This window comes from Buttiauxella noackiae ATCC 51607, from assembly GCF_001654865.1.
Classification (GTDB): domain Bacteria; phylum Pseudomonadota; class Gammaproteobacteria; order Enterobacterales; family Enterobacteriaceae; genus Buttiauxella; species Buttiauxella noackiae.
This window is the reverse complement of the sequence record NZ_LXEO01000038.1, coordinates 81,794-107,979: the sequence shown is the minus strand read 5'-3', so window position 1 is coordinate 107,979 and position 26,186 is coordinate 81,794. Positions and strand designations below refer to the sequence as shown.

Annotated in this window: 20 protein-coding genes; 14 read left to right on the top strand and 6 right to left on the bottom strand. The window is 50.1% G+C overall.

What is annotated here, in order from left to right:
* Positions 1-23: 23 nt before the first annotated feature.
* The 4 genes from M979_RS13220 to queF form a co-directional block, all read right to left on the bottom strand.
* Complete coding sequence (locus M979_RS13220) at positions 24-1,388, bottom strand: L-serine ammonia-lyase (protein ID WP_034457519.1); 1,365 nt, start codon at positions 1,386-1,388, stop codon at positions 24-26.
* A gap of 66 nt (positions 1,389-1,454) precedes the next feature.
* Positions 1,455-2,753, bottom strand: coding sequence for an HAAAP family serine/threonine permease (locus M979_RS13215; protein WP_034457517.1), 1,299 nt, complete (start codon positions 2,751-2,753; stop codon positions 1,455-1,457).
* 485 nt (positions 2,754-3,238) lie between these two features.
* Positions 3,239-4,603 carry a nucleotide 5'-monophosphate nucleosidase PpnN gene (ppnN, locus tag M979_RS13210; RefSeq protein ID WP_034457515.1) on the bottom strand — a complete coding sequence of 455 codons (1,365 nt, stop codon included), beginning with the start codon at positions 4,601-4,603 and terminating at the stop codon, positions 3,239-3,241.
* 115 nt (positions 4,604-4,718) lie between these two features.
* Positions 4,719-5,561, bottom strand: a complete 843-nt coding sequence (gene queF, locus M979_RS13205; RefSeq protein ID WP_064555199.1) for an NADPH-dependent 7-cyano-7-deazaguanine reductase QueF — start codon at positions 5,559-5,561, stop codon at positions 4,719-4,721.
* A gap of 68 nt (positions 5,562-5,629) precedes the next feature.
* On the opposite strand from queF, the gene syd reads away from it, so the two are divergent.
* The 4 genes from syd to M979_RS13180 all read left to right on the top strand — a co-directional run bounded on the left by syd (position 5,630) and on the right by M979_RS13180 (position 8,410).
* Positions 5,630-6,178, top strand: a complete 549-nt coding sequence (gene syd / locus M979_RS13200; protein ID WP_034459928.1) for a SecY-interacting protein — start codon at positions 5,630-5,632, stop codon at positions 6,176-6,178.
* A gap of 655 nt (positions 6,179-6,833) precedes the next feature.
* The gene (locus M979_RS13190; RefSeq protein ID WP_034457509.1) at positions 6,834-7,163 is read left to right on the top strand and encodes a YqcC family protein; all 330 of its coding nucleotides are present in this window, start codon (positions 6,834-6,836) and stop codon (positions 7,161-7,163) included.
* On the top strand, positions 7,163-7,933 hold the full coding sequence (gene truC / locus M979_RS13185) for a tRNA pseudouridine(65) synthase TruC (protein ID WP_064555197.1): 771 nt from the start codon (positions 7,163-7,165) through the stop codon (positions 7,931-7,933). The genes M979_RS13190 and truC overlap by 1 nt, the downstream gene beginning before the upstream one ends.
* A 27-nt stretch (positions 7,934-7,960) precedes the next feature.
* On the top strand, positions 7,961-8,410 hold the full coding sequence (locus M979_RS13180) for a flavodoxin (RefSeq protein WP_034457505.1): 450 nt from the start codon (positions 7,961-7,963) through the stop codon (positions 8,408-8,410).
* A 91-nt stretch (positions 8,411-8,501) separates the two neighbouring features.
* Here the strand turns inward: M979_RS13180 and M979_RS23930 are convergent, their stop codons facing one another.
* Positions 8,502-8,624, bottom strand: coding sequence for a hypothetical protein (locus tag M979_RS23930; RefSeq protein WP_280643565.1), 123 nt, complete (start codon positions 8,622-8,624; stop codon positions 8,502-8,504).
* A gap of 259 nt (positions 8,625-8,883) precedes the next feature.
* Between M979_RS23930 and M979_RS13175 the strand changes: the two genes are divergently transcribed.
* The 4 genes from M979_RS13175 to M979_RS13160 all read left to right on the top strand — a co-directional run bounded on the left by M979_RS13175 (position 8,884) and on the right by M979_RS13160 (position 14,327).
* Positions 8,884-10,239: an MFS transporter gene (locus tag M979_RS13175; RefSeq protein WP_034457503.1), complete on the top strand. Its 1,356-nt coding sequence runs from the start codon at positions 8,884-8,886 to the stop codon at positions 10,237-10,239.
* Between the two features lie 2 nt (positions 10,240-10,241).
* On the top strand, positions 10,242-11,582 hold the full coding sequence (locus M979_RS13170; RefSeq protein ID WP_064555196.1) for an enolase C-terminal domain-like protein: 1,341 nt from the start codon (positions 10,242-10,244) through the stop codon (positions 11,580-11,582).
* Between the two features lie 28 nt (positions 11,583-11,610).
* Entirely contained in the window at positions 11,611-12,945 is a 1,335-nt protein-coding gene (gudD, locus tag M979_RS13165) for a glucarate dehydratase (protein WP_064555195.1), read from the top strand.
* A gap of 233 nt (positions 12,946-13,178) precedes the next feature.
* Entirely contained in the window at positions 13,179-14,327 is a 1,149-nt protein-coding gene (locus M979_RS13160) for a glycerate kinase (RefSeq protein WP_064555194.1), read from the top strand.
* Positions 14,328-14,404: 77 nt separating this feature from the next.
* On the opposite strand, the gene barA is transcribed toward M979_RS13160, so the two are convergent.
* Positions 14,405-17,164 (bottom strand): two-component sensor histidine kinase BarA, encoded by a 2,760-nt coding sequence (barA, locus tag M979_RS13155; protein ID WP_034457499.1) that lies wholly within the window; start codon positions 17,162-17,164, stop codon positions 14,405-14,407.
* A gap of 60 nt (positions 17,165-17,224) precedes the next feature.
* Here barA and rlmD point away from each other — a divergent pair, with 60 nt between their 5' ends.
* The 6 genes from rlmD to adhP all read left to right on the top strand — a co-directional run bounded on the left by rlmD (position 17,225) and on the right by adhP (position 26,165).
* The gene (gene rlmD / locus M979_RS13150) at positions 17,225-18,538 is read left to right on the top strand and encodes a 23S rRNA (uracil(1939)-C(5))-methyltransferase RlmD (RefSeq protein ID WP_064555193.1); all 1,314 of its coding nucleotides are present in this window, start codon (positions 17,225-17,227) and stop codon (positions 18,536-18,538) included.
* Between the two features lie 56 nt (positions 18,539-18,594).
* Complete coding sequence (relA, locus tag M979_RS13145) at positions 18,595-20,823, top strand: GTP diphosphokinase (protein ID WP_064555192.1); 2,229 nt, start codon at positions 18,595-18,597, stop codon at positions 20,821-20,823.
* A 108-nt stretch (positions 20,824-20,931) separates the two neighbouring features.
* Positions 20,932-21,723 carry a nucleoside triphosphate pyrophosphohydrolase gene (gene mazG / locus M979_RS13140; RefSeq protein WP_064555191.1) on the top strand — a complete coding sequence of 264 codons (792 nt, stop codon included), beginning with the start codon at positions 20,932-20,934 and terminating at the stop codon, positions 21,721-21,723.
* A 225-nt stretch (positions 21,724-21,948) separates the two neighbouring features.
* Positions 21,949-23,589: a glutamine hydrolyzing CTP synthase gene (gene pyrG / locus M979_RS13135; RefSeq protein ID WP_034457493.1), complete on the top strand. Its 1,641-nt coding sequence runs from the start codon at positions 21,949-21,951 to the stop codon at positions 23,587-23,589.
* Positions 23,590-23,673: 84 nt separating this feature from the next.
* A complete protein-coding gene (gene eno, locus M979_RS13130) occupies positions 23,674-24,978 on the top strand; it encodes a phosphopyruvate hydratase (protein WP_034457492.1) in 1,305 nt (434 codons plus the stop codon).
* A 170-nt stretch (positions 24,979-25,148) separates the two neighbouring features.
* Complete coding sequence (gene adhP / locus M979_RS13125; protein ID WP_034457491.1) at positions 25,149-26,165, top strand: alcohol dehydrogenase AdhP; 1,017 nt, start codon at positions 25,149-25,151, stop codon at positions 26,163-26,165.
* The last annotated feature ends 21 nt before the right edge of the window (positions 26,166-26,186 follow it).

Genomic DNA, 26,186 nt, shown 5'->3' with positions numbered 1-26,186 from the left:
GCGCTTTCAGCGGGTTTTTGTTTTTAATCGCAGGACACTTTCATAGCCAGACCGCCGCGAGAAGTTTCTCGATATTTGGCGTTCATGTCTTTGCCTGTTTCGTACATGGTGTCGATAACCTTATCAAGGCAGACGCGAGGTTCGCTGGTACGGCGCAATGCCATACGTGCCGCATTCACCGCTTTCACTGCCGCAATAGCATTACGCTCAATGCATGGCACCTGAACTTGCCCGGCAACCGGGTCACATGTCAGACCAAGGTTATGTTCCATGCCGATTTCCGCAGCAATACACACCTGGCTTGGGCTGCCACCCAACAACTCAGCAAGACCTGCCGCCGCCATCGAACAGGCAACGCCGACCTCTCCCTGGCAACCGACTTCTGCACCAGAAATTGATGCGTTCATCTTATACAGAGAACCAATCGCACCGGCGGCAAGGAAATACCGCGCACAAGAATTGGTATTAACTTCGCGAATAAATTTGTCGTAATAGGCCAGAACCGCTGGAACGATGCCACATGCGCCGTTTGTTGGGGCTGTAACAACACGCCCACCGGCAGCATTTTCTTCATTCACCGCCAGGGCGAACATGTTAATCCAATCCACAACAGCCATTGGGTCGGAGTTGTTCTTATCACTGCTGACCAACATTCTGCGCAATGCTGCGGCGCGGCGCGGTACACGCATTTTACCCGGCAGCACGCCTTCGGTGGTGATACCTCTTTCGATACCGCTGCGCATGACGTTCCATACGTTGGCAAAGTGTGCATCAATTTCAGACTGAGGACGCATCGCGCGTTCATTCAGCATCATCAAGCCTGACAATGAAAGCCCGCTTTCTTTGCAATGACGCTGCAAATCTGCCGCACTCTTATATGGATATGGAACGACAGTCTGTTGAGTCTCTTCGAGGCCAAAGTGTGCTTCATCAACGATAAAACCGCCGCCGATGGAGTAATAAGTTTGGCTGTAGATAGCTTTATCACCGGCTAACGCAGTAATGCGCATTCCGTTTTCGTGCAGTGAAAGATTGTCTTCATGGAAGTTCATGCAGCTATCGACCGGGAATTCCACTTCACGCTGGCCATTTGCCAGTAACAGACGACCGTGAGTATTCACGTCCTGAATGAAGTGAGGGATAGCATCGATATCGACGGTGTCCGGCATGTTGCCAGCAAGACCCATGATAATGGCGATATCGGTATGGTGGCCTTTGCCGGTGAGGGAAAGTGAACCATATACATCAACCACTACCCGCGTGACGTTCTGCAAAATCCCTTGCGCGATTAAATCGTCTGCGAATTGCTTACCGGCTTTCATCGGGCCGACGGTATGGGAGCTGGAAGGGCCAATACCGATTTTGAAAATATCGAATACGCTAATCATGTTGCGTCCGTTGCCTGAATAACTTAATGAAAAAACCGCCAGCAGGAAGCCGGCGGTTTAGAACTGTTAGATGAACAGCGAGTATAGAGAGTAAGAGATAGCAGAAATAGCGACCAGACCCATAATTACCACAAATATATTGCTGATATGGCCGCTGTATTTGCGCATCGCCGGGACCTTCTGAATCGCATACATCGGCATCAGGAACAGAATCATCGCAATGATTGGGCCGCCGAGAGTTTCAATCATCCCCAGAATGCTTGGGTTCAGGGTGGCAACAATCCAGGTGGTCACCAGCATGAAGATTGCAGTAATACGGTTCAGCTTACTGATTTCGATGCTCTTACCTTTGCCGCGCAGGGACTTGATAACCATTCCGTTGAAGCCTTCACGAGCACCTAAATAGTGGCCGAGGAAGGATTTGGTGATAGCGACGATAGCGATAATCGGTGCCATCCACGCAATCACTGGCGCATTAAAGTGGTTAGCCAGGTAAGAGAGAATAGAGATGTTCTGTGCTTTTGCTTCCGCCAGATTTGCTGGAGAAAGGCTCAGTACGCAGCTGAATACGAAGAACATCACGGTAATGACCATCATGATGTGTGCGTAGGACAGGATGCGGGAGCATTTTTTCTCAGCTTCTTCACCGTACTCATTACGTTTCGCTACAGCGAATGCAGAGATGATTGGTGAGTGGTTAAAGGAGAACACCATGACCGGAATTGCCAGCCACAATGTCATCCACAAACCGCTACCGGTTGCCGGGCTTGCGCTAAATGACATGGTATCGAATGCAGCGCTGCTCCAGTTAGGGATCAGATACAGAGCCAAAATCATCAGAGCGGCAACAAATGGGAAGACCAAAATACTCATCGCTTTAACGATCATCTGCTCGCCGAAACGAACGATAGTCATCAGGCCGACGATCAGAATCAGGGACAAAAGCGCGCGCGGCGGAGAAACCAGACCCAACTGATGAGTAATAAAACTATCAACGGTGTTGGTAATAGCAACGCTATAAACCAGCAAAATTGGGTAGATAGCAAAGAAGTAGAGCAGGGTGATGACTTTACCTGCGCCCACACCAAAGTGCTCTTCTACAACTTCGGTGATGTCTTCACCCGGGTTTTTACCTGACAGCACGAAGCGAGTCAGGCCACGGTGGGCAAAGAAAGTCATCGGGAAGGCGAGAATTGCCATGATGAACAGCGGGATCAGGCCGCCAACACCGGCGTTAATTGGCAAGAACAAAACGCCTGCACCAATTGCGGTGCCGTATAGCCCCAGCATCCACATGGTATCGGACTTGCGCCATGAACTTTTGCTCTCGACAGAGGCAATACTGCCGGTTTGAGTGGTTTCCATCTACTACTTCTCCAAAGGAACATATGATTCGAAATCTGGTTCAATCGCGATGACTTGCCATTGACTACTGAAACTTAATGCTGTTTACGGTGGGTTTTATAGTAATTTTGGCCAGTGATAATCAGCGGGCGGAAAGATACATTCATGTCGTCAATTCATCAGTGATCGAGATCCCAAATGTAAGAATCCACTGTTTGTATGGTTTTTTGCAGTTTTTCAGTCTGTGCGTGATATTTCAGGCAGTGTTTATACCCTAAAATTGAATTTATTTTAGTTTATAAAACGCAGTTTCATTATTGTGGTGTGGTGTGGTGTGGTGTAATTGTCTGTATAAGCACGATTTTTAGAGACAATTTATATGAAAGCATAAGTTTTTATGTAGTGATAAATTCTGATACCGGTAACATTCAGGAGGGTGAATAAATCTGGAGAAGGGTGAAAAAATGGAGAAAAAAAGATGGGCGGAGTACTTCCGCCCTTGGGATTCAGGTGCAGATTTCGTAGCAAGGAATGTAAGCACTGCCAGGTAATTTCATACGGTGTTGAGCGACAAAACCCTGAAGAAGAACATCCATGCGTTTCATCATGTCTGCATCACCGTGGATCTTATAGGGGCCGAACTGTTCAATTGCACGGATCCCGCCTTCTTTAACGTTACCCGCAACAATTCCTGAAAATGCCCTACGTAAAGAGGCCGCCAGTTGTTCTGCTGGTTGGTCTGGATACAACTTGAGATTTGCCATGTTTTCATGGGTTGGCTCAAACGGCATCTGCAAATCCGGCGCGATTCGAATCGACCAGTTGAAGCTATAAGCATCACCCGTTTCACGGCGATTCTCTTTTACTTTCGGCATGGCCTTTTTCATCTGACGGGCCACTTCAGCCGGGTCGTCAATAATGATTTGATAATGACGGCGTGCTTGCTCACCCACGGTATTGACTATGAACTCGTCGAGTACACGGAAATAGTCAGCACTTTCTTTCGGCCCGGTCAGAATCAATGGCAATACTTGATCATGGTTGTGAGGATTCATCAAAATGCCGAGCAGGTAAAGCAGCTCTTCCGCAGTACCTACCCCACCTGGGAAGATAATGATGCCATGCGCAATACGAACAAACGCTTCAAGGCGCTTTTCGATATCCGGCATGATAATCAGCTCATTCACCAATGGATTCGGTGGCTCTGCTGCAATGATTGACGGTTCTGTCATGCCAATAAAACGGCTTTCTTTGTAGCGTTGTTGAGCGTGGCCTACAGCCGCCCCCTTCATTGGGGCTTCCATAGCGCCAGGGCCACAGCCGGTACAAATATTGAGCTCACGCAAGCCTAGTTGAGTGCCGACGCGACGCGCATAGAGGTATTCGTTTTCGTTGATTGAGTGCCCACCCCAGCATACGACCAGGTTTGGCGCTTCGCCGACGTGCAGTGCACGGGCATTACGTAAGATAGAGAACACCATATTGGTGATATTTGCCGGGTCTTCCAGATCGAGATTCTGGAAGCGACCTGCGCTGGATAGCTGGCCGTTGACGAATAAAATATCGCGTAATACGGCAAACAAGTTAGCTTGCAAAGCCCGGATGATACGACCATCGACGAAAGCGTCTTCAGGAGGGTTAATCAGTTCGAGTTTGACACCACGTTCGCGGCGCAAGATGTTGATATCGAAGTTTTCGTAACGCGACAACAGCTCTTTACTGCTATCGGTCTGGCTTCCTGAGTTAAGTACGGCAAGTGAACAATTGCGAAACAGTTGATAAAGGTCGCTACTGGCCGTGCGTTTAAGCATGTCCACTTCCAGTTGCGACAACATATCCATTGAGCCTAGCGGGCTAATATGTGTAATCAAGTTAACTCCTTACGAAGCGTAAAGTGCCGCTCCCAATGATTACAATAGCCTCGCTAAGCTGAATTTAACAACCTGAAAACAATAATCCCTCCGTAGGCTGCGAGGTGTTTCGCACTTATTGGCGAACCAGGCGGCCAAATGCCGGGTGGAAATCGGTATTTGTGCGCCACGGGTTGATATCTAGTCCTCCACGACGGGTATAGCGTGCGTAAACGCTCAGGCTTTCCGGGTGACAAAAATGCTGGATGTCATTGAAGATGCGCTCAACGCATTGTTCGTGGAATTCATTGTGATGACGGAAAGACACCAGGTAGCGCAGCAGCTTTTCCCGGTCAATGCGTGGGCCACGGTAGCGAATCTGCACGGAACCCCAATCTGGCTGGTGGGTGATCAGGCAATTAGATTTCAGCAGGTGGCTCACCAGTGTTTCCTCTACGATTTCGTCACCAGCTGCACCACTGAGGTAATCGGTGTTAAATTCATAGTTATCAATAGTGATATTTTGGTCGTCAATACACTCGCCGGTGAACGCCGCAATTTCCTGGCCTTCAAGTTCATGCAGGCGGAATAACACCACACTCACATCGCCCTGCGCGCAGGCGCTTAAATCACGCTTTAACGTCTCCTGAACGGTTTCCCAGTCGGCAAATTGCGTCTGGTTGAAGCTATTTAAATAAAGCTTAAAGCTTTTGGACTCAATCAGATTCACGCTGTTTGCATCAAGCTGCACATGCCCGACTGCGACCTGAGGTAAACCATTACTGTTTAGCCAGGACAGCTCGTACAAGGTCCAGATATCGCCGCCACTAAATGGCAGGTTATCAGCCTGTAAGCCAAGCGGGTCACGATTAAGACTACGTGGTACAGGCTGTAGTAAAGATGCCTGGTATTTATCCTGGTAAGCGGTTGGCTTGCCCAGCGTCAGGCCGCTCAGCGCCTGGTGTTTTTCATAAGACATGTGTCACCAATAGAATGCAGGTACAATTGGCCTTTATTGTACCGCAGCCTTGAGGGAGTGAGAAATTGGTGGATAACGACGTACGTCAGGCACTGGAAGATTTTACCAATCGCTTTTGTCATGCATGGCGTGAGCAGGTAGGTGGATGGCCTGTAAGCGAAGAATTATATGGTGTACCGTCGCCGTGTATCGTGACAACGACGGATGACGATGTGCGTTGGCAACCGCAGCCTTTTACACCGGAAAACGATCTAAGTGCGGTAGAGCGAGCAATGGACATTGCATTACAGCCTGCGGCGCATCAGTTCTACACCACGCAATTTGCCGGCGATATGCCAGCGCTTTTGGGCAAGCAGGCGTTAACGTTGTTACAGGCCTGGAGCGAAGATGATTTTCAGCGCGTTCAGGAAAACCTGATTGGCCATTTAGTTACGCAAAAACGTCTGAAAATCCCGCCGACACTGTTCCTGGCAACCACTCCGGATGAAATGGAAGTGGTGTCGCTTTGCAATTTAACGGGTGAAGTTGTGCTGGAGAAAATTGGTACTAAGCAGCGCAAAACACTCGCTCCATCGCTGATTTCATTCCTTAACAACCTTGAGCCACAGGTTATTTAAGCGAAGATCGCTGATGGGCTTGTGAGAGATCTCTTACACAAGCTGTAAGAGATCTCTAACTTTACATGCAGACTTTATTTGACGGTTAAAAATATTATTATTAATTATCATAATGTTACGTTTATTCTGATCGACTTTTGAATGAAGGTTATCTTAAGCTTCAGTTGTGAGTGCCTTGCCAGAGTGAACGAAATGGTAGATTCTATGTCCGTCGACAGGAAGTCGGGAAGTGAAGGAGATGTCAGGATGATGTCACTTCATTGAAGAAGCGGAACACACCAGGATGGTGTTGCAAGGAAGGCTTCGGGACGAAGCAAGGATCACTCAGGAAGAGTAAGGGACACCTCCAGGACGGAGAAAGAGAGCCGAATTTGGATGTTCGGTGGGTCTGGAAGACCGAAGGATATTGCATCAGGATGATGCCGGAACACCTCAGGATGATGGTAGCAGGACGCGAGTACGAAGGAATGTAGGTCAGGAGACCACAGGACATAGTTGTCACGGACGAGCAGGGAGCACCAAAAGTAGCCGGATTAGCTGCGAAACGAACCGGGAGCACTGTTTTATACAGTGCTCCCTTTTTTTATGCTTTTTTTCGCCCCTAGCAAGAAGTGGTATGATTGCCGGCTTCTTTTGACTGATGCCGGAGGTTTTCATGGAACGCCACGCGCTGGTACGCCAGCATTTACTTATCATTGAACAAGTTTTGCGTGACCATCAACTTTGGCAGGGCTGTGCACCGAACGCTGAAGCCTTTGAAAGCACGCAGCCGTTTTGCCTGGATACAATGCAGCCCCATGAATGGCTACAGTGGGTTCTGATTCCCCGAATGCACGCACTTCTTGACGCTCAACACCCTCTGCCTGCTGATTTTGCCCTCGCGCCTTATTACGAAATGGCGCTGGATGCGGCACATATCGGGCGCGATCCGCTGCTAAAAGCGTTGCAAGATCTTGATGCCTTGTTTGCGAGTGACACGAAATAATGCTGGAAATTATTTATCAGGATGAGTGGCTGGTGGCGGTTAATAAACCTTCTGGTTGGTTAGTTCACCGTAGCTGGCTTGACCGGCATGAAACCGTTTTTGTGATGCAAACCGTACGTGATCAAATCGGCAAACACGTTTTCACCGTTCATCGCCTCGATAGACCCACATCCGGCGTGTTGCTGATGGCGCTTTCCAGCGAAGTCGCGCATTTGTTATCTCAGCAGTTCGAAAATCACCAGATTCAGAAGCGCTACCATGCTGTGACGCGTGGCTGGCTTGAAGATGATGCGGTGCTTGATTACCCGCTCGTTGAAGAGCTGGATAAAATCGCCGATAAAAAAGCGACTCAGGATAAAGAGGCACAGCCTGCGGTAACGCATTATCGTGGGTTGGCAACGGTAGAAATGCCGGTTCCGGTTGGGCGTTACCCAACAGCGCGCTACAGCCTGGTTGAACTGGAACCTAAAACGGGTCGTAAACATCAGTTACGCCGTCATATGTCTCACTTACGCCACCCGATGATTGGTGACTCAAAACATGGCGATTTGCGCCAAAACCGGGCCGCTGCTGAACATTTTGGCTGCCAGCGTTTAATGCTTCATGCAAGTCAGCTTTCGCTAAATCATCCGGTTACCGGTGAACCGCTGTGTCTTCGTGCCAGCCTTGATGACACATGGATGCAGATGATGTCACAGTTTGGCTGGAGCGGATTGCTCAGTGATATCGAAAAGGTTGAGTTTGTTGCAAGCAACGGCCAGGATGAATAATACAGCCGTAACGCAAGGAGTTAACTGATGGCCGAAGTGGGAATTTTTGTAGGCACAATGTATGGAAACTCGCTGTTGGTGGCAGAAGAAGCCGCAGCGATCCTAAAAAAGAATGGTCATAAAGCAACAGTATTCGAAGATCCTGAACTCGCAGACTGGCAAAAATATCGCGATCAATATGTGTTGGTTGTGACTTCCACAACCGGCCAGGGCGATTTGCCAGACAGTATTGTTCCACTGTTTCAGGCGCTCAAAGACAAAATCGGTTACCAGCCTGAATTGCATTACGGTTTGATTGCATTAGGTGACAGCAACTACGAGCATTTTTGTGGTGGCGGGAAGCAGTTTGATGCCTTACTGCAAGAGCAGGGTGCTAAACGTGTGGGCACAGTTTTAGCCATTGATGCTAACGATCATCCCGAACCCGAATCTATCTCTAACCCATGGGTTGAGCAGTGGGCTGCATTGTTAAAGTAACAGCATGAATCCAGGGGCGGGTAACATCACACTTACCTGCCCTCCGAATAAAATTTGCACTTCGTTTCACCCCAAGTTTAATCCCTTCATTTTATCCGGTTGTTTCAAAAATCGTGAACCATCCCCCAGCACGTTGGACATACGCCATAAAGTGCTCAATAAACGCGCGATAAACTTGTGTCATTGCACGGTGAGGCGTTTTAACTCCCTTCATATACTTTCCAGCAGCCAAATAAAAACCGCAGATACAGCATCACAAAAATACTGTGGACAGGCCGAACCCTCATTCTGATGACCCTACACGTACAGAATGAACTGTAGTTATTCCCTTCATTCTTCAAGCTGGATCGTTGTTGGCTACGTTCGCTCGCCCGAACCACTTAGTTTACTAAGCTCATCGGGACTCGCTATCTTGCCGCCGTGATGCAACTCGAATTATCAAGGGCACAAAAGCTATAATTCAGGAGTGCAACATGAATACAATTAGCCAAACGGCGAGCGTTGCCGAAAAAAGGACCAACGCTCGTTATTGGATAGTAGTAATGCTCTTCATCGTCACCTCGTTTAACTATGGTGACCGCGCTACGTTATCGATTGCCGGTTCAGAAATGGCAAAAGATATCGGCCTCGATCCGATTGGCATGGGTTATGTATTTTCCGCGTTTTCATGGGCATACGTCATAGGGCAAATTCCCGGTGGCTGGTTGCTGGATAAATTTGGCTCAAAACGGGTTTATTTCTGGTCGATTTTTATCTGGTCGCTGTTTACCTTGCTGCAAGGTTTCGTCGATATCTTCAGTGGTTTTGGCATCATCATCGCACTATTTACGCTGCGCTTTTTGGTGGGTCTTGCCGAAGCGCCTTCCTTCCCCGGCAATAGCCGAATAGTCGCTGCGTGGTTCCCGGCACAGGAACGCGGCACAGCGGTTTCCATTTTTAACTCCGCACAGTATTTCGCGACGGTCATCTTCGCGCCAATCATGGGTTGGCTGACGCATGAAGTAGGCTGGTCACATGTGTTCTTCTTCATGGGCGGACTGGGCATCATCATCAGCTTTGTTTGGCTAAAAGTGATTCATGAGCCGAACAACCATCCCGGTGTAAACAAGAAAGAGCTGGAATACATCGAAGAGGGCGGCGCGCTGATCAACATGGATCAGAAGAAACCCAAAGAACATATCCCAATGGCGCAGAAGTGGGGCCAGATCAAACAGTTGATCGGATCACGCATGATGATTGGGATCTATATCGGCCAATATTGTATTAACGCTTTAACCTACTTCTTCATTACCTGGTTCCCGGTTTATCTGGTGCAGGAAAAGGGCATGTCGATTCTGAAAGCCGGCTTTGTTGCCTCAGTTCCAGCGGTCTGTGGATTCGTAGGTGGCGTGCTCGGTGGTGTGATTTCCGACTGGCTGATGCGACGTACTGGCTCACTCAATATTGCACGTAAAACGCCAATCGTACTGGGTATGTTGCTCTCGGTCAGCATGGTGTTCTGTAACTACGTTGAATCAGAAATGATGGTTGTTGGCTTTATGGCGATGGCATTCTTCGGCAAAGGTATCGGTGCGCTGGGTTGGGCTGTGATGGCCGATACCGCACCAAAGGAAATCAGCGGCCTGAGCGGTGGCCTGTTCAATATGTTCGGTAACGTCTCTGGCATCGTGACGCCAATTGCTATCGGCTACATTGTCGGTACAACCGGTTCATTTAACGGTGCACTGATTTACGTTGGGATTCACGCGGTTGTCGCGGTACTGAGCTACCTGGTCATCGTCGGCGACATCAAACGTGTTGAGCTTAAACCCGTCACTACAGGACGCTAATCATGAATACTCAGGCAAGCCCGGTTATTACTGATATGAAAGTCATTCCTGTAGCGGGAAATGACAGCATGCTGCTAAATATCGGCGGTGCTCATGGCGCATTTTTCACCCGCAACATTGTGGTTCTTACCGATAACGCCGGGCATATCGGCGTGGGTGAAGCACCGGGTGGTGAAGTGATTTACCAGACGCTGGTCGATGCAATTCCACAAGTCGTGGGCCAGGAAGTTGCGCGAATGAATCGCGTGGTACAGAACGTTCATAAAGGTAACCAGTCGGCGGACTTCGATACTTTTGGCAAAGGTGCGTGGACATTCGAACTGCGCGTTAATGCGGTGGCGGCGCTGGAAGCGGCCCTGCTCGATTTGCTCGGCAAGGCGCTCAATGTTCCAGTTTGCGAATTACTTGGGCCAGGCAAGCAGCGTGATGAAGTGACCGTTCTTGGTTATCTGTTCTATATCGGCGACCGCAGCAAAACTGATTTGCCGTATCTGGACGGACAAAATGCAAAACATGCCTGGTACGATTTGCGCCATCAGGAAGCATTGAGCAGCGATTCCATTGTGCGACTTGCCGAGGCCGCGCAAGACCGTTATGGCTTCAAAGACTTCAAGCTTAAAGGTGGCGTTTTACCGGGTGAGCAAGAACTGGACGCCGCGCGCGAGCTGAAAAAACGCTTCCCGGATGCGCGAATTACCGTTGATCCAAACGGTGCCTGGATGTTGGATGAAGCCATAACCTTGTGCAAAGGAATGGGCGATGTCCTGACCTACGCCGAAGATCCTTGCGGCGCAGAACAAGGTTACTCCGGTCGTGAAGTGATGGCTGAGTTTCGCCGCGCCACCGGCTTGCCTGTCGCAACCAATATGATTGCCACCAACTGGCGCGAAATGAATCACGCCATCATGCTTAATGCGGTGGACATTCCGTTAGCCGACCCACATTTCTGGACGCTCAGCGGAGCCGTGCGTGTCGCGCAGATGTGCGATGAATGGGGCCTGACGTGGGGTTGTCACTCTAATAACCATTTTGATATTTCACTGGCGATGTTCACACATGTTGGCGCCGCAGCACCGGGCAAACCAACGGCCATCGACACACACTGGATTTGGCAGGAAGGCGAACAGCACCTGACGAAATCCCCGCTGCAAATCGTTAACGGCAAAATCGCGGTGCCGGATGCACCAGGCTTAGGTGTTGAGCTTGACTGGGAACAGGTGCAGAAAGCCCACGAAGTGTATAAATCCCTTCCGGGTGGTTCGCGCAATGACGCGACGGCAATGCAATACCTGGTGCCAGGCTGGACATTCGACCGTAAACGCCCGGCGTTTGGCCGCAACTAATTCATCTTGATGAAAAGGAATAAGTAACATGACAACTTTTACCCCGATAGTCACAGCGATGCAGGTTATTCCCGTTGCTGGCCACGACAGTATGCTGATGAATCTGAGTGGCGCACACTCGCCGTTCTTCACCCGCAATATTGTGATTATCAAAGATAACTCCGGCCATACGGGTGTGGGTGAAATTCCAGGTGGTGAAAAGATTCGCCAGACTCTGGAAGAGGCGGCCGCGCTGGTGATTGGTAAAACGCTGGGTGAGTATAAAAACATTCTCAACCTGGTGCGTGCCGAGTTTGCCGACCGTGATTCCGGTGGCCGTGGTTTACAGACCTTTGATTTGCGCACCACAATCCACGTTGTCACGGGTATTGAGTCCGCTATGTTGGATTTGCTTGGCCAGCACCTCGGTGTGAACGTGGCGTCTTTACTGGGCGACGGGCAACAGCGTAGCGAAGTCGAAATGCTGGGCTATCTGTTCTTTGTGGGCAATCGCAAACTAACTCCGCTGCCTTATCAGAGTCAGCCCGACGAGAAATGCGATTGGTACCGTATTCGCCATGATGAAGCCATGACACCTGATTCCGTCGTGCGCCTGGCGGAAGCGGCTTACGAGAAATATGGCTTTAACGACTTCAAACTTAAAGGTGGCGTATTAGCTGGTAGCGAAGAGGCTGAAGCGGTAACGGCGTTGGCAAAACGCTTCCCGCAGGCCCGTGTAACACTCGACCCAAATGGTGCCTGGTCACTCGACGAAGCGATTAGTATCGGTAAGCAATTGCGTGGCGTTCTGGCCTATGCAGAAGATCCGTGTGGCGCGGAACAAGGTTATTCAGGTCGTGAAATTATGGCTGAATTCCGCCGTGCGACAGGCCTGCCTACTGCAACCAATATGATTGCCACCGACTGGCGTCAAATGGGCCACACATTATCGCTGCAATCTGTCGATATTCCTTTAGCTGACCCGCATTTCTGGACCATGCAAGGTTCGGTGCGCGTCGCGCAAATGTGCCATGAGTTTGGCCTGACCTGGGGTTCGCACTCCAATAACCACTTCGATATTTCTCTGGCGATGTTCACCCACGTGGCAGCAGCAGCGCCTGGCAAAGTCACCGCCATCGACACTCACTGGATCTGGCAGGAAGGCAACCAACGCTTGACTAAGCAGCCATTTGAAATCAAAGGCGGCATGGTGCAGGTGCCAACCACACCAGGTTTGGGGGTAGAGCTGGATATGGATCAAGTGATGAAAGCGCATGAGCTTTACCAGCAGCACGGTTTGGGCGCACGTGATGATGCGATGGCGATGCAGTATTTAATCCCGGAGTGGACGTTTAATAATAAGCGCCCATGCATGGTGCGTTAATTTACCCGTCATACTTCGAGCTGCAGGGGTGTTGGCTGCACTCACTTACCCCAGTCACTTACTAAAGTAAGCTCCTGGGGATAAGCTCCCTTGCCGCGTTACTCGGCAAAGCCTCGCCCCGTTGGGGCCAGCGCAAGCGCTGTTCAAAAGGCTGAAGCCTTTTGTCCTGCAACTCGAATTATTTAGGGTAAAACTATTACGCTTACATCAAATCACATCACGACGGGCGACCTATGAAAATTGTCATCGCACCAGATTCTTACAAAGAGAGCCTCAGTGCTCTTGAGGTGGCGACACATATTGAAGCCGGTTTTCGGGAGGTGTTCCCGAATGCCCATTATGTGAAATTGCCTGTCGCTGATGGAGGTGAGGGCACAGTAGAAGCGATGGTTGCCGCAACAAACGGTGAAATCATTGAAGTGAGTGTCACGGGGCCGTTGGGTGACCCGATTCAGGCGTTTTACGGAATTTCTGGCGATAAACAGCAGGCTTTTATTGAGATGGCGGCGGCGAGTGGCCTGGAACAAGTTCCTGCTGAATTGCGTAACCCACTAAAAACCACATCCTGGGGAACGGGCGAGCTGATTCGTTGCGCGCTGGACAGTGGCGTGAAAAGCATTCTGATTGGCATTGGCGGCAGTGCCACCAACGATGGCGGTATTGGCATGGTGCAGGCGCTAGGCGCGAGTTTACTTGATAGCAGCGATGAGCCGTTGGGATTGGGCGGTAGCGAAGTCGCAAGGCTTGCATCCATTGATATTTCAGGCCTGGATAAACGGCTTAAAGAGTGCCGTATTGAAGTCGCGTGTGACGTTACCAATTTACTGACTGGTAAAGAGGGCGCTACGGCGGTGTTTGGCCCACAAAAAGGTGCCACACCGGAGATGATTAGTGAACTTGACCAGGCTCTGGATCACTACGCAAAAATTATTTCCCGAGACCTTGATATTGATGTGCTGACGCTTTCTGGCGGTGGCGCAGCGGGTGGTATGGGGGCGGCACTGTATGCTTTTTGTGGCGCCGAATTAAGACAAGGCATTGAGATAGTTACCGAAGCATTGAAACTTGATGAACTGGTGCGCGATGCAGATCTGGTGATTACCGGAGAAGGGCGTATCGACAGTCAGTCAATTCACGGCAAAGTACCGATTGGTGTGGCGAAAGTCGCGAAGCGCTACAACAAGCCAGTGATTGGCATTGCCGGGAGTTTAACGGCGGATGTTGGTGTGGTGTATGACCACGGGCTGGATGCCGTATTTAGTGTCATATACAGCATCTGCACCCTGGAAGAAGCTCTGGATAACGCAGGAGATAACCTGCGGATGGCTGCGCGCAATATTGCCGCAACGCTTGCGATAGGCGGTGGATGTCGCCTGCGCTAATCCACCAACAAAAACAAAACCCTCTCAAACCGCGCAGGTCGGATTAGCGCAAGCGACATCCGACATCAACACGATATTTATCCCAACATCCGCTGTGCTTCTTTGGCGACATTATTCATTTCATCAAGAAGTTCAAAGAGTTCAGGCTCAAGATCTTCTGGTTTCACGCCGCTACGCAGCTCATGCTCAAGTGTTCGGCACAAGTTTTTCAGCCGTGGCACGCCGCTGTAGCTACAACTGCCGTGAAGTTTGTGAATGATATCCACCAGCTGTTCCGGGTTTTCTCCCACCAGTTGCTCTTCAACTTTGTTGCGCACTTCAGGCAAGAACGCCAACAGCATTTGCAGCATATCGCGTGCCAGATCGGGTTTGTTTGCAGCCTGTTGTAGCGCAAGTGCCCAATCCAGCGTCTGATTTTGATGGCTGATTTGCGGCGTAGTTTCTACATTTGCAACCAGCGTAGGAGCGGTGATTGCCCCCGGCTGATAACGCATCAGCAAACTATAAAGTTTTTTCTCTTCGATTGGTTTGGCAAGGTAGTCATTCATCCCGGCGCTTAGCAACTTCTCTTTTTGCCCCGCCATGGCGTGTGCTGTCACGGCAATTACCGGTGTTTGCTGGTGGTGCGGCATCTGGCGAATTAATTCACAGGCGCGGATACCATCCATTTCCGGCATCTGAATGTCCATCAGGATAATGTCTATCTGCATCTGTTTTGCACGTTCTATGGCCTGCACACCGCTGCCGCACAGTTCGACGTTCTGCACATGATCTTCAAGCAATGCGCCAATCAGTTTCAGGTTGGCAGGGTTATCGTCAACCGCCATTACGGTCAGTGGGAGTTTCTTGTTTTCAATACTCTCAACCGTAGTGGAACGTGCATCAAAAGTGTGTTCAGCGAGCAGTGGCAACAGACGGGTCGAAGTGACAGGTTTTAGCAGACAAGCAGTCACACCTTGTTTTTTAAGCGCCTCCGCATCGACTTGGGCATGACTTGGTAATGCGAAAATCAGGCAATCTGTCATGGCGGCCGCTTTTGCAAGCTTAGGATTTAGCATGGTTAACGTGTCGTGGAACGTAACGGGAATACCCAGCAGCATAATATCGTAGTGACCTTCAGTAAGGGTCGAAAACGACGGGCTGTAGACGACTTCAAGCGGAGTATTCGCCAGAATATTGAGCGTGCTTTGTGCCGCAGTGGCGTTTTGTTCCACATAGGCGATGCGTTTCCCGGCCAGGTTTTCGGTTGAATAACCATCCAGGACGGCATTGGAATTCAAATCCAGGTTGATATAGAACCAGAAGGTAGACCCCTGATTTGGTTGGCTGTGGAAGGATATGTCCCCTCCCATTTCGGTAACCAATTTCTGTGTAATAACCAGGCCCAGGCCGGTGCCGCCATGGCGCCGTGAAATGCTGGCATCTGCCTGACGAAATGCCTGGAAGAGACGCGATTGCTCCTGTTCGGGAATACCGATGCCGGTATCGTGGATCCGCATTTCAACTTGAACTTTATTATTGCCCTGCGAGCGCTTTTCGACCACGAGATCGATATTGCCGCTTTCGGTAAACTTAATCGCATTACCCACCAGATTTGTCACCACCTGCTGCAAGCGTAGTGGGTCCCCAATCACGTTATCCGGCACATCATTTTTGATATTAAGCGTTAACTCCAGCCCTTTATCATGAGCCGAATGGGCAAGCAGAGTGACGACTTCATCGAGCGCATTACGCAGCGGGAAAGGAATGCTTTCAAGGATCAGTTTACCCGCTTCCAGTTTAGAGAAATCAAGCACGTCGTTAATGATTGTCAGCAGGTTATTGGCCGAGCGTTCAATGGTATGCAGGTGATCGCGCTGGGTGGCATTCAAATCCGTTTTCAGCGTCAAACGGGTGAAGCCAATTACGCCATTAAGCGGTGTACGCAATTCGTGAGACATATTGGCAAGGAATTCTGACTTGATACGCGCCGCTTCCTGGGCACGTTTCTTCGCCAGGTCCAACTCCACGTTTTGGATCTCCATCTGCTCAAGAGTTTCACGCAGATCGGAAGTGGCCTGGTCAATATTGTGCTGCATCTCTTCATGATAAGCGGTGAGCGACATTGCCATCGAATTGATGCCATTTTTCAGCATATCTAATTCGCCGAGCATGAAACCTTCGACACGGCTATCGAGCTGCCCGCGTCTTATCCTGTCGACCGTATTCACCATATTACGAATTGGCCCGGTGACATCGCGCATCAGACGGTAGGCAAACAGCATCGCAATACCGACGCAGAACAACATCATCAACGTCGAGATAAAAATTTCCCGATACTGCTGCAAACGAACGGATTTGAGATCGAGCTCGATGGCGACATAACCGAGTGTGTTGCCTGCCGGTTTGGCATCGGTCACCTCAGATTCGTCCGGGGAATAGCTCTCTGAAATAATCGGGGTGCGCAGAATAATCGAATCGCCGTGCCGCGAGATGCTTAAACTGTGCGGCGGTTTTTCATTATTCGGAAGCTTCAATGCCGCAGCATTTAGCTGATAATTAGAGGTAACAAACAGTTTGTTGTTTTCGTCGAACACTGAAATTGCTCGCACGATATCGGAATGGCGGCGGTGCAACACGCTGACCAACTGGCGAATCGACTCCCGGCTGTGAAAACTCATGCCATATTCACTTGCGACCGCCAGTGGTTCGATAATATTGGCACCAGAGTCTTCTAGCTGACGCTGCAAGTCGTTGTATCGATGGACGACAAAAAAGATGCTGAGCAATAAACCGATCATTAATGTCGGCGCCAGAATCAGGATCATCATGCGCGCGCGCAGGCTGTAGTTGGTCATGGGGTTCCGATATGGGACAATTGAAGCAATAGTTAATATTTTAAGAGAGCACTCAGGCTCATGGCGCAATTCTACTCTGCAAAGCGACGGGTTACGACTCGTCAAATCATAACCGTGAATGTTAATGATCTTGACCCGTTTGGCCAGGGCGTTGCAAGGCATAACGGTAAAGCGCTTTTCATCCAGGGCGCACTGCCCGGTGAACAGGTTGAAGTTACGATTACTGAAGACAAACGTAATTTTGCTCAGGCTAAAGTTAAGCGACGCTTAAATGACAGCCCACAGCGCGTAGCGCCACGTTGCCCGCATTTTGGTGTTTGTGGTGGTTGCCAGCAGCAACATGCCAGCATTGAATTACAGCAGCAAGCAAAATCCCGTGCGCTGGCACGTATGATGGGTGGGCGTGAGAGTCCTGCACCTGTGAGCGAAATTATTTCTGGTTCGCCGTGGGGTTATCGCCGCCGTGCGCGGTTAGGGTTGAATTACCTGCCTAAAACACAGACCTTACAAATGGGGTTTCGTAAATCTCAGGACAGTGAGCTGGTGAATATTCACCATTGCCCGGTTCTGGCGCCCCAACTTGAAGCGTTACTGGAACCATTGCGCCAATGTTTGTCACAATTAAAAGCGGTCAGACGTTTAGGGCATGTTGAATTGGTCCATGCAGATAATGGCCCGCTTATGGTGCTGCGCCATTTAGATGCACTTCATGATGATGACCGACAAAAACTGGAACGCTTTTCGCATTCTCATGGCGTCACGCTATATTTAGCGCCGGACAGTGAGACACTTACGGCCCTGGGTCATGACGAACCTTGCTATCATTCAGACGGGCTACGCTTAACGTTCAGCCCACGGGATTTCATTCAGGTGAATGATGGCGTGAACCAGCAGATGGTCGCCCGAGCTATCGAGTGGCTGGATATTCAGCCAACTGACCGCGTACTGGATTTGTTCTGCGGAATGGGAAATTTTACGCTCCCTCTCGCAACGCGTGCCGAAAGTGTCGTCGGGGTGGAAGGCGTTGCTGCGCTGGTCGCGAAAGGTGAATATAATGCACAATGTAATTCACTGAAAAATGTCACATTCTTCCATGAAAACCTTGAAGATGATGTGACTCGTCAACCCTGGGCTGCTCAGGGGTTTGACAAAATATTGCTCGACCCTGCACGAGCGGGGGCACCCGGTGTCATGCAGCATGTGATTGCACTCGCACCTCACCGAGTGGTCTATGTTTCATGTAATCCGACGACACTTGCTCGTGATAGCGAGGCATTGCTGGAAGCAGGTTACCAACTGCGCCAACTCGCCATGCTGGATATGTTCCCGCACACGGGACACCTGGAGTCGATGGCGCTGTTTGAGCGAAATTAAGTGGTTAAATCAAATCGAGCTATTTGATTTTAGTACCCCACCGAAGAGGACGGACAATGGTTGCGGTAAGAAGTGCACATCTCAATAAAGCTGGCGAATTTGCGCCCGATAGATGGATTGCGAGCCTCGGGATCACCAACCAGCAGTCATGTGAACGCTTAGCCGAAACCTGGCGGTATTGCGAGCAACAGACCAAAGACCATCCTGACGCAGAATTGCTGTTATGGCGCGGCGTCGAGATGGTGGAAATCCTGTCGATGCTGAGCATGGACAATGACACACTTCGAGCTGCGCTGTTGTTCCCTCTTGCTGATGCGGGCGTGGTCACCGAAGAGGTGATGCGCGAAAGCATTGATAACCAGGTTGTGACGCTGATTCACGGTGTGCGCGATATGGCTGCGATTCGCCAGCTGAAAGCCGCACATACCGATTCAGTTTCTGCTGAGCAGGTCGATAACGTTCGTCGCATGTTGTTGGCAATGGTAGATGATTTCCGCTGCGTGGTTATCAAACTGGCAGAGCGGATTGCCCATTTGCGCGAAGTCAAAGACGCTCCGGAAGACGAACGTGTTCTGGCGGCAAAAGAGTGCACCAATATTTATGCACCGCTCGCTAACCGTCTCGGTATTGGCCAGCTCAAATGGGAGTTGGAAGATTACTGCTTCCGCTATCTGCATCCTGATGAATACAAACGAATCGCGAAATTGCTGCACGAACGTCGTATCGACCGTGAGCATTACATCGACGATTTTGTTAGCGCACTGCGCAAAGCGATGAAAGAAGAAGGCGTTAAGGCTGAAGTGTATGGCCGCCCTAAACACATCTACAGCATCTGGCGCAAGATGCAGAAGAAATCCCTCGCCTTTGATGAGCTGTTCGATGTGCGTGCCGTGCGCGTAGTGGCTGAACGTTTGCAGGATTGCTATGCGGCCCTCGGTATCGTGCACACGCATTATCGCCACATGCCTGACGAGTTCGATGACTACGTCGCTAACCCCAAACCTAACGGCTACCAGTCGATTCATACCGTAGTGTTGGGGCCAAACGGCAAAACCATTGAAATCCAGATCCGAACCAAGCAGATGCATGAAGATTCGGAACTGGGCGTTGCTGCCCACTGGAAATACAAAGAGGGTAATGCCAAAAGCGGCAGTTCCGGTCATGAAGATCGCATTGCGTGGCTGCGTAAACTGATCGCCTGGCAAGAAGAGATGGCGGATTCCGGTGAACTGCTGGATGAGGTGCGCAGTCAGGTATTTGATGACCGCGTGTATGTGTTTACGCCAAAAGGCGATGTGGTGGATTTACCGGCGGGGTCCACGCCACTCGATTTTGCTTACCACATCCACAGTGATGTTGGGCATCGTTGCATCGGAGCCAAAATTGGTGGGCGCATTGTGCCGTTTACCTACCAGTTGCAAATGGGCGATCAAATCGAAGTTATCACCCAGAAACAGCCTAACCCAAGTCGTGATTGGTTAAACCCAAACCTGGGCTACATCACTACCAGTCGCGGGCGAGCTAAAATCCACAACTGGTTCCGTAAACAAGATCGCGACAAAAATATTTTGGCTGGGCGGCAGATCCTTGATGATGAAATTGAACATCTGGGTATCAGCCTGAAAGAGGCCGAGAAATCATTACTGCCACGTTATAACTTCAACGATATCGAAGAGTTACTGGCGGCAATTGGTGGCGGTGATATTCGTCTCAACCAGATGAGTAACTACCTGCAAGCGCAGTTTAACAAACCGACCGCAGCTGAGCAGGACGAGCAAGCGCTACGCCAACTGAAGCAGAAAACGCACACGCCGCAGTCGCGCAGCAAAGATAATGGCCGCGTGGTTGTGGAAGGTGTCGGCAATCTGATGCACCACATTGCGCGTTGCTGCCAGCCGATTCCTGGTGATGAGATTGTCGGTTTTATCACTCAGGGACGCGGTATTTCGATTCACCGTGCCGACTGCGACCAGCTTGCCGAACTGCAATCCCACGCGCCGGAACGCATCGTCGATGCCGTGTGGGGCGAAAGCTACTCCAGCGGCTATTCGCTGGTGGTGCGCGTCACCGCCAACGATCGCAGCGGCCTGCTGCGTGACATCACCACCATTCTGGCGAATGAAAAGGTGAACGTGCTGGGCGTGGCCAGCCGCAGCGATACCAAACAGCAACTGGCAACCATCGACATGAATATCGAAATCTACAACCTTCAGGTGCTGGGCCGTGTGCTGGGCAAACTAAACCAGGTGCCCGATATTATTGATGCGAAGCGGTTGCACGGTTGATTTTTGGGCCTGTGATCTTATAGGTCGGATAAGCGCGAGCGCCATCCGACATTATTTGGTGGATGGCGCTTTGCTTATTCACCCTACGCAAAATGTAAAGGATCGACATTGAATCAAATTACCCGCCTTCTGGGCATTATGAAGCGCTTGCGCGACCCGGAAACTGGCTGTCCGTGGGACAAAGAGCAAACCTTCGCGACCATCGCACCCTATACGCTCGAAGAAACATACGAAGTGCTCGACGCTATCAATCGTGAAGATTTTGATGATTTACGTGGCGAACTGGGCGATTTGCTGTTCCAGGTGGTGTTTTATGCGCAAATGGCTCAGGAAGAAGGGCGTTTTAATTTCGACGACATCTGTGAAGCTATCAGCGATAAACTCGAGCGTCGTCACCCACATATTTTTGCCGACGGTATCGCAGGAAACAGCACCGAAGTGCTGGAGCGCTGGGAGCAAATCAAAAGCGATGAGCGTGCTGAAAAAGCACAACATTCTGCGCTCGACGATATCCCTCACGCGCTGCCCGCATTAATGCGAGCGCATAAAATCCAGAAACGTTGTTCAACGGTCGGTTTCGACTGGACCACGCTTGGCCCGGTATTAGACAAAGTCTATGAAGAGATTGACGAAGTGATGTTTGAAGCTAAACAAGTCGTCGTTGATGAAGCCAAACTGGAAGAGGAAGTCGGTGATTTATTGTTTGCCACCGTTAATCTTGCGCGCCATTTAGGCACCAAAGCCGAAACAGCTTTGCAAAAAGCCAACCTCAAATTCGAGCGCCGTTTCCGCCAGGTTGAAGAGATTATTGCCGCCAGAGGCCTGACAATGACCGGAGTTGACTTGGAAATCATGGAAGGAGTCTGGCAGGAAGTTAAACGCCAGGAAACTGATATCTAACACGTTTTTGTGGTCAAGCGCATTTTATGGCAATTTCGATTTAACAAGCTCTTGATTTGAGTCAAAAACATTTCTACCAGACGGGCTATTTTCAGTGCCCTGACAAAGTGCGAGGTCAGGGCTTAGCAGACAGAATGAAAGTTTGTGGCGCCGATACTGTTCGGGTATACTACTTTCCCGTCCTGGTACTCCCATCGTCTTTAAACCTAACTTCTCAGGTTCAGCATGACAACGAACTATATTTTTGTGACCGGCGGGGTCGTTTCCTCTCTGGGTAAAGGCATTGCCGCAGCCTCCCTCGCAGCTATTCTCGAAGCCCGTGGCCTCAACGTATCCATCATGAAACTCGATCCGTATATCAACGTCGATCCGGGTACCATGAGCCCTATTCAACATGGGGAAGTGTTCGTTACAGAAGACGGCGCTGAAACCGACCTGGATTTAGGTCACTACGAGCGTTTCATTCGCAACAAAATGACGCGTCGTAACAACTTCACCACTGGCCGTATCTACTCAGACGTTCTGCGTAAAGAACGCCGTGGCGACTATCTGGGCGCAACAGTCCAGGTTATTCCACACATCACTAACGCTATCAAAGAACGCATCCTTGAAGGTGGCGAAGGTTACGATGTCGTGCTGGTTGAAATCGGCGGTACTGTAGGTGATATCGAATCCCTGCCGTTCCTCGAAGCGATTCGCCAGATGGCAGTTGAAGTGGGTCGTGAGCACACGCTGTATATGCACCTGACTTTGGTGCCATACATGGCTGCTGCTGGTGAAGTGAAAACCAAACCGACTCAACACTCTGTAAAAGAGCTGCTTTCTATCGGTATTCAGCCAGATGTGCTGATTTGCCGCTCAGACCGCGTTGTTCCGGCTAACGAACGTGCAAAAATTGCATTGTTCTGTAACGTGCCGGAGAAAGCGGTTATTTCTCTAAAAGACGTTGATTCCATCTATAAAATTCCAGGCCTGTTGAAATCACAGGGGCTGGACGATTATATTTGTAAACGATTCAGCTTGAACGTTCCTGAAGCTAACTTGTCCGAATGGGAACAGGTTATTTATGAAGAAGCGAATCCGACAAGCGAAGTCACAATTGGTATGGTCGGCAAGTACATTGAACTGCCAGATGCCTACAAATCTGTGATTGAAGCGCTGAAACACGGTGGTTTAAAAAATCGTCTGACCGTTAACATCAAGCTGATTGACTCGCAGGATGTTGAAACTCGCGGTGCTGAAGAAGTGCTGAAGGGATTGGATGCTATCCTTATTCCTGGCGGTTTCGGTTACCGTGGAGTGGAAGGCAAAATTGCCACCGCGCGCTATGCTCGTGAGCAAAACATTCCGTATCTGGGCATTTGCTTAGGTATGCAGGTTGCGCTGATTGAGTTCGCACGAAACGTTGCAGGCATGGCTAACGCCAACTCAACTGAATTTGTGCCAGACTGTAAATACCCGGTGGTCGCCTTAATCACCGAGTGGCGTGACGAAGAAGGTAACGTTGAAGTTCGTACTGAAAAGAGCGACTTAGGCGGCACTATGCGTCTTGGTGGTCAGCAGTGTCAGTTGAGCGATGGTAGTCTGGTGCGCCAGATGTACGGTGAGCCGACCATTACTGAGCGCCATCGCCATCGTTATGAAGTCAACAACATGTTGTTGAAGCAAATTGAAACAGCAGGTCTGCGCGTTGCGGGCCGTTCCGGTGATGACCAACTGGTAGAAATCATCGAAGTGCCAAATCATCCTTGGTTTGTTGCTTGCCAGTTCCACCCGGAATTTACTTCTACTCCGCGTGATGGGCACCCACTGTTCGCAGGCTTTGTTAAAGCTGCCGGTGAGTACCAGAAGCGTCAGGCGAAGTAAGCAGATAGTTAGAACGACAACGCGCGAATGTTTCGCGCGTTGTTTGTCTGGAGTTTTAGTTTAACTTGTACTGAGGAAAATCTAATGTCCAAAATCGTTAAAGTCATCGGTCGTGAAATCATCGACTCCCGTGGTAACCCGACTGTTGAAGCTGAAGTTCATCTGGAAGGCGGTTTCGTAGGTATGGCTGCTGCACCATCAGGTGCTTCAACTGGTTCCCGCGAAGCGCTGGAACTGCGCGATGGCGACAAATCTCGCTTCCTGGGCAAAGGCGTTCTGAAAGCCGTTGCTGCAGTTAACGGCCCGATCGCTGCGGCTGTAACTGGTAAAGATGCGAAAGACCAGGCAAACATCGATAAGATCATGATCGACCTGGACGGTACCGAAAACAAATCCAACTTCGGCGCTAACGCAATCCTGGCTGTTTCTCTGGCTGCTGCTAAAGCTGCTGCTGCCTCTAAAGGCCTGCCGCTGTATGCACATATCGCTGAACTGAACGGCACCCCAGGCAAATTCTCTATGCCTTTGCCTATGATGAACATCATCAACGGTGGTGAGCACGCAGACAACAACGTTGATATCCAGGAGTTCATGATTCAACCAGTTGGTGCTAAAACTCTGAAAGAAGCCATCCGTATGGGTTCTGAAGTGTTCCACACCCTGGCTAAAGTTCTGAAATCTAAAGGTATGGGTACTGCTGTTGGTGACGAAGGTGGCTATGCGCCAAACCTGGGTTCCAACGCTGAAGCACTGGCTGTAATCGCTGAAGCGGTTAAAGCTGCAGGTTACGAGCTGGGTAAAGACATTACTCTGGCTATGGACTGTGCTGCTTCTGAATTCTACAAAGACGGTAAATACGTTCTGGCTGGCGAAGGCAACAAAGCTTTCACCTCTGAAGAATTCACCCACTTCCTGGAAGAGCTGACCAAACAGTACCCAATCGTTTCTATCGAAGACGGTCTGGACGAGTCTGATTGGGATGGTTTCGCATACCAGACTAAAGTTATGGGCGACAAACTTCAGCTGGTTGGTGACGACCTGTTCGTTACTAACACCAAAATCCTGAAAAGAGGTATCGACAACGGTATCGCTAACTCCATTCTGATCAAATTCAACCAGATCGGTTCTCTGACCGAAACTCTGGCTGCGATCAAAATGGCGAAAGATGCTGGCTACACTGCAGTTATCTCTCACCGTTCAGGCGAAACTGAAGACGCTACCATCGCTGACCTGGCTGTTGGTACTGCTGCAGGCCAGATCAAAACTGGTTCTATGAGCCGTTCTGACCGTGTTGCTAAGTACAACCAGCTGATTCGTATCGAAGAAGCCCTGGCTGCTGCGGGCACACCAGCTCCGTTCAACGGTCTGAAAGAAGTTAAAGGTCAGTAATTCGTTACTGCTTTAAATTCTGATTAAAAAACCCGCTTCGGCGGGTTTTTTTGTGCGCATTTTTCACGAAACCTGAGCCGCTCTCGCATAAACCGGGGATGCAGTTTGCGGTTGCTTGTGCTCTCGACCAGGATTAGTGGGTTATTTCACTCACAGGTCAGGAGACCGTCATGAAAGCTGCAGTTGTTAACAAAGACCACTCTGTCGGCATCATAGATAAGCCCGTTCGTCCACTTGAGTACGGCGAGGCATTACTGACGATGGAGTGTTGCGGTGTTTGTCACACCGATTTGCATGTGAAAAATGGAGACTTTGGTGATGTGACTGGCATTACGCTGGGTCACGAAGGTATCGGGGTAGTGAAATCTATCGGCCCAGGTGTGACTTCTCTGAAAGTGGGGGACCGTGCAAGTGTCGCCTGGTTCTTCCGTGGATGCGGAAATTGCGAATATTGTAATACTGGTAACGAAACGCTGTGTCGTAGCGTAACGAATGCCGGATATACCGCCGATGGCGGCATGGCTGAAGAGTGCATCGTTGTCGCTGACTATGCGGTAAAAGTCCCCGACGGCCTCGAATCTGCCGCAGCCAGCAGCGTAACTTGTGCGGGTGTGACAACTTACAAAGCAGTGAAAGTTTCACATATTCAACCTGGGCAGTGGATTGCGATTTATGGCTTAGGTGGACTCGGTAACCTTGCGCTGCAATACGCAAAGAATGTGTTCAATGCCAAAGTTATCGCTATTGACGTGAATGATGCACAACTCGATTTTGCCAAAGAATGTGGGGCAGATTTAGTCATCAATTCGCGTAATGAAGATGCGGCAAAAGTTATTCAGGAAAAAGTAGGTGGCGCACACGCTGCTGTGGTCACCGCTGTAGCAAAAGCGGCATTTAACTCCGCAGTAGATGCTGTTCGTGCTGGCGCTCGTATTGTTGCCGTTGGGCTACCTTCTGAGTCCATGAGCCTCAACATCCCGCGTCTGGTGCTTGATGGCATCGAAGTTGTCGGTTCGCTAGTAGGAACTCGCATGGATCTGGCCGAAGCCTTCCAGTTCGCAGCCGAAGGGAAAGTGGTTCCTAAAGTGACGATGCGCCCGCTTGAAGATATCAATGCGATCTTCAAGGAAATGGAAGAGGGTAAAATCAAAGGCCGCATGGTGATTGATTTTAAAACGAAGAAGTAAGCGTTGCCGGGCAAACTAAAT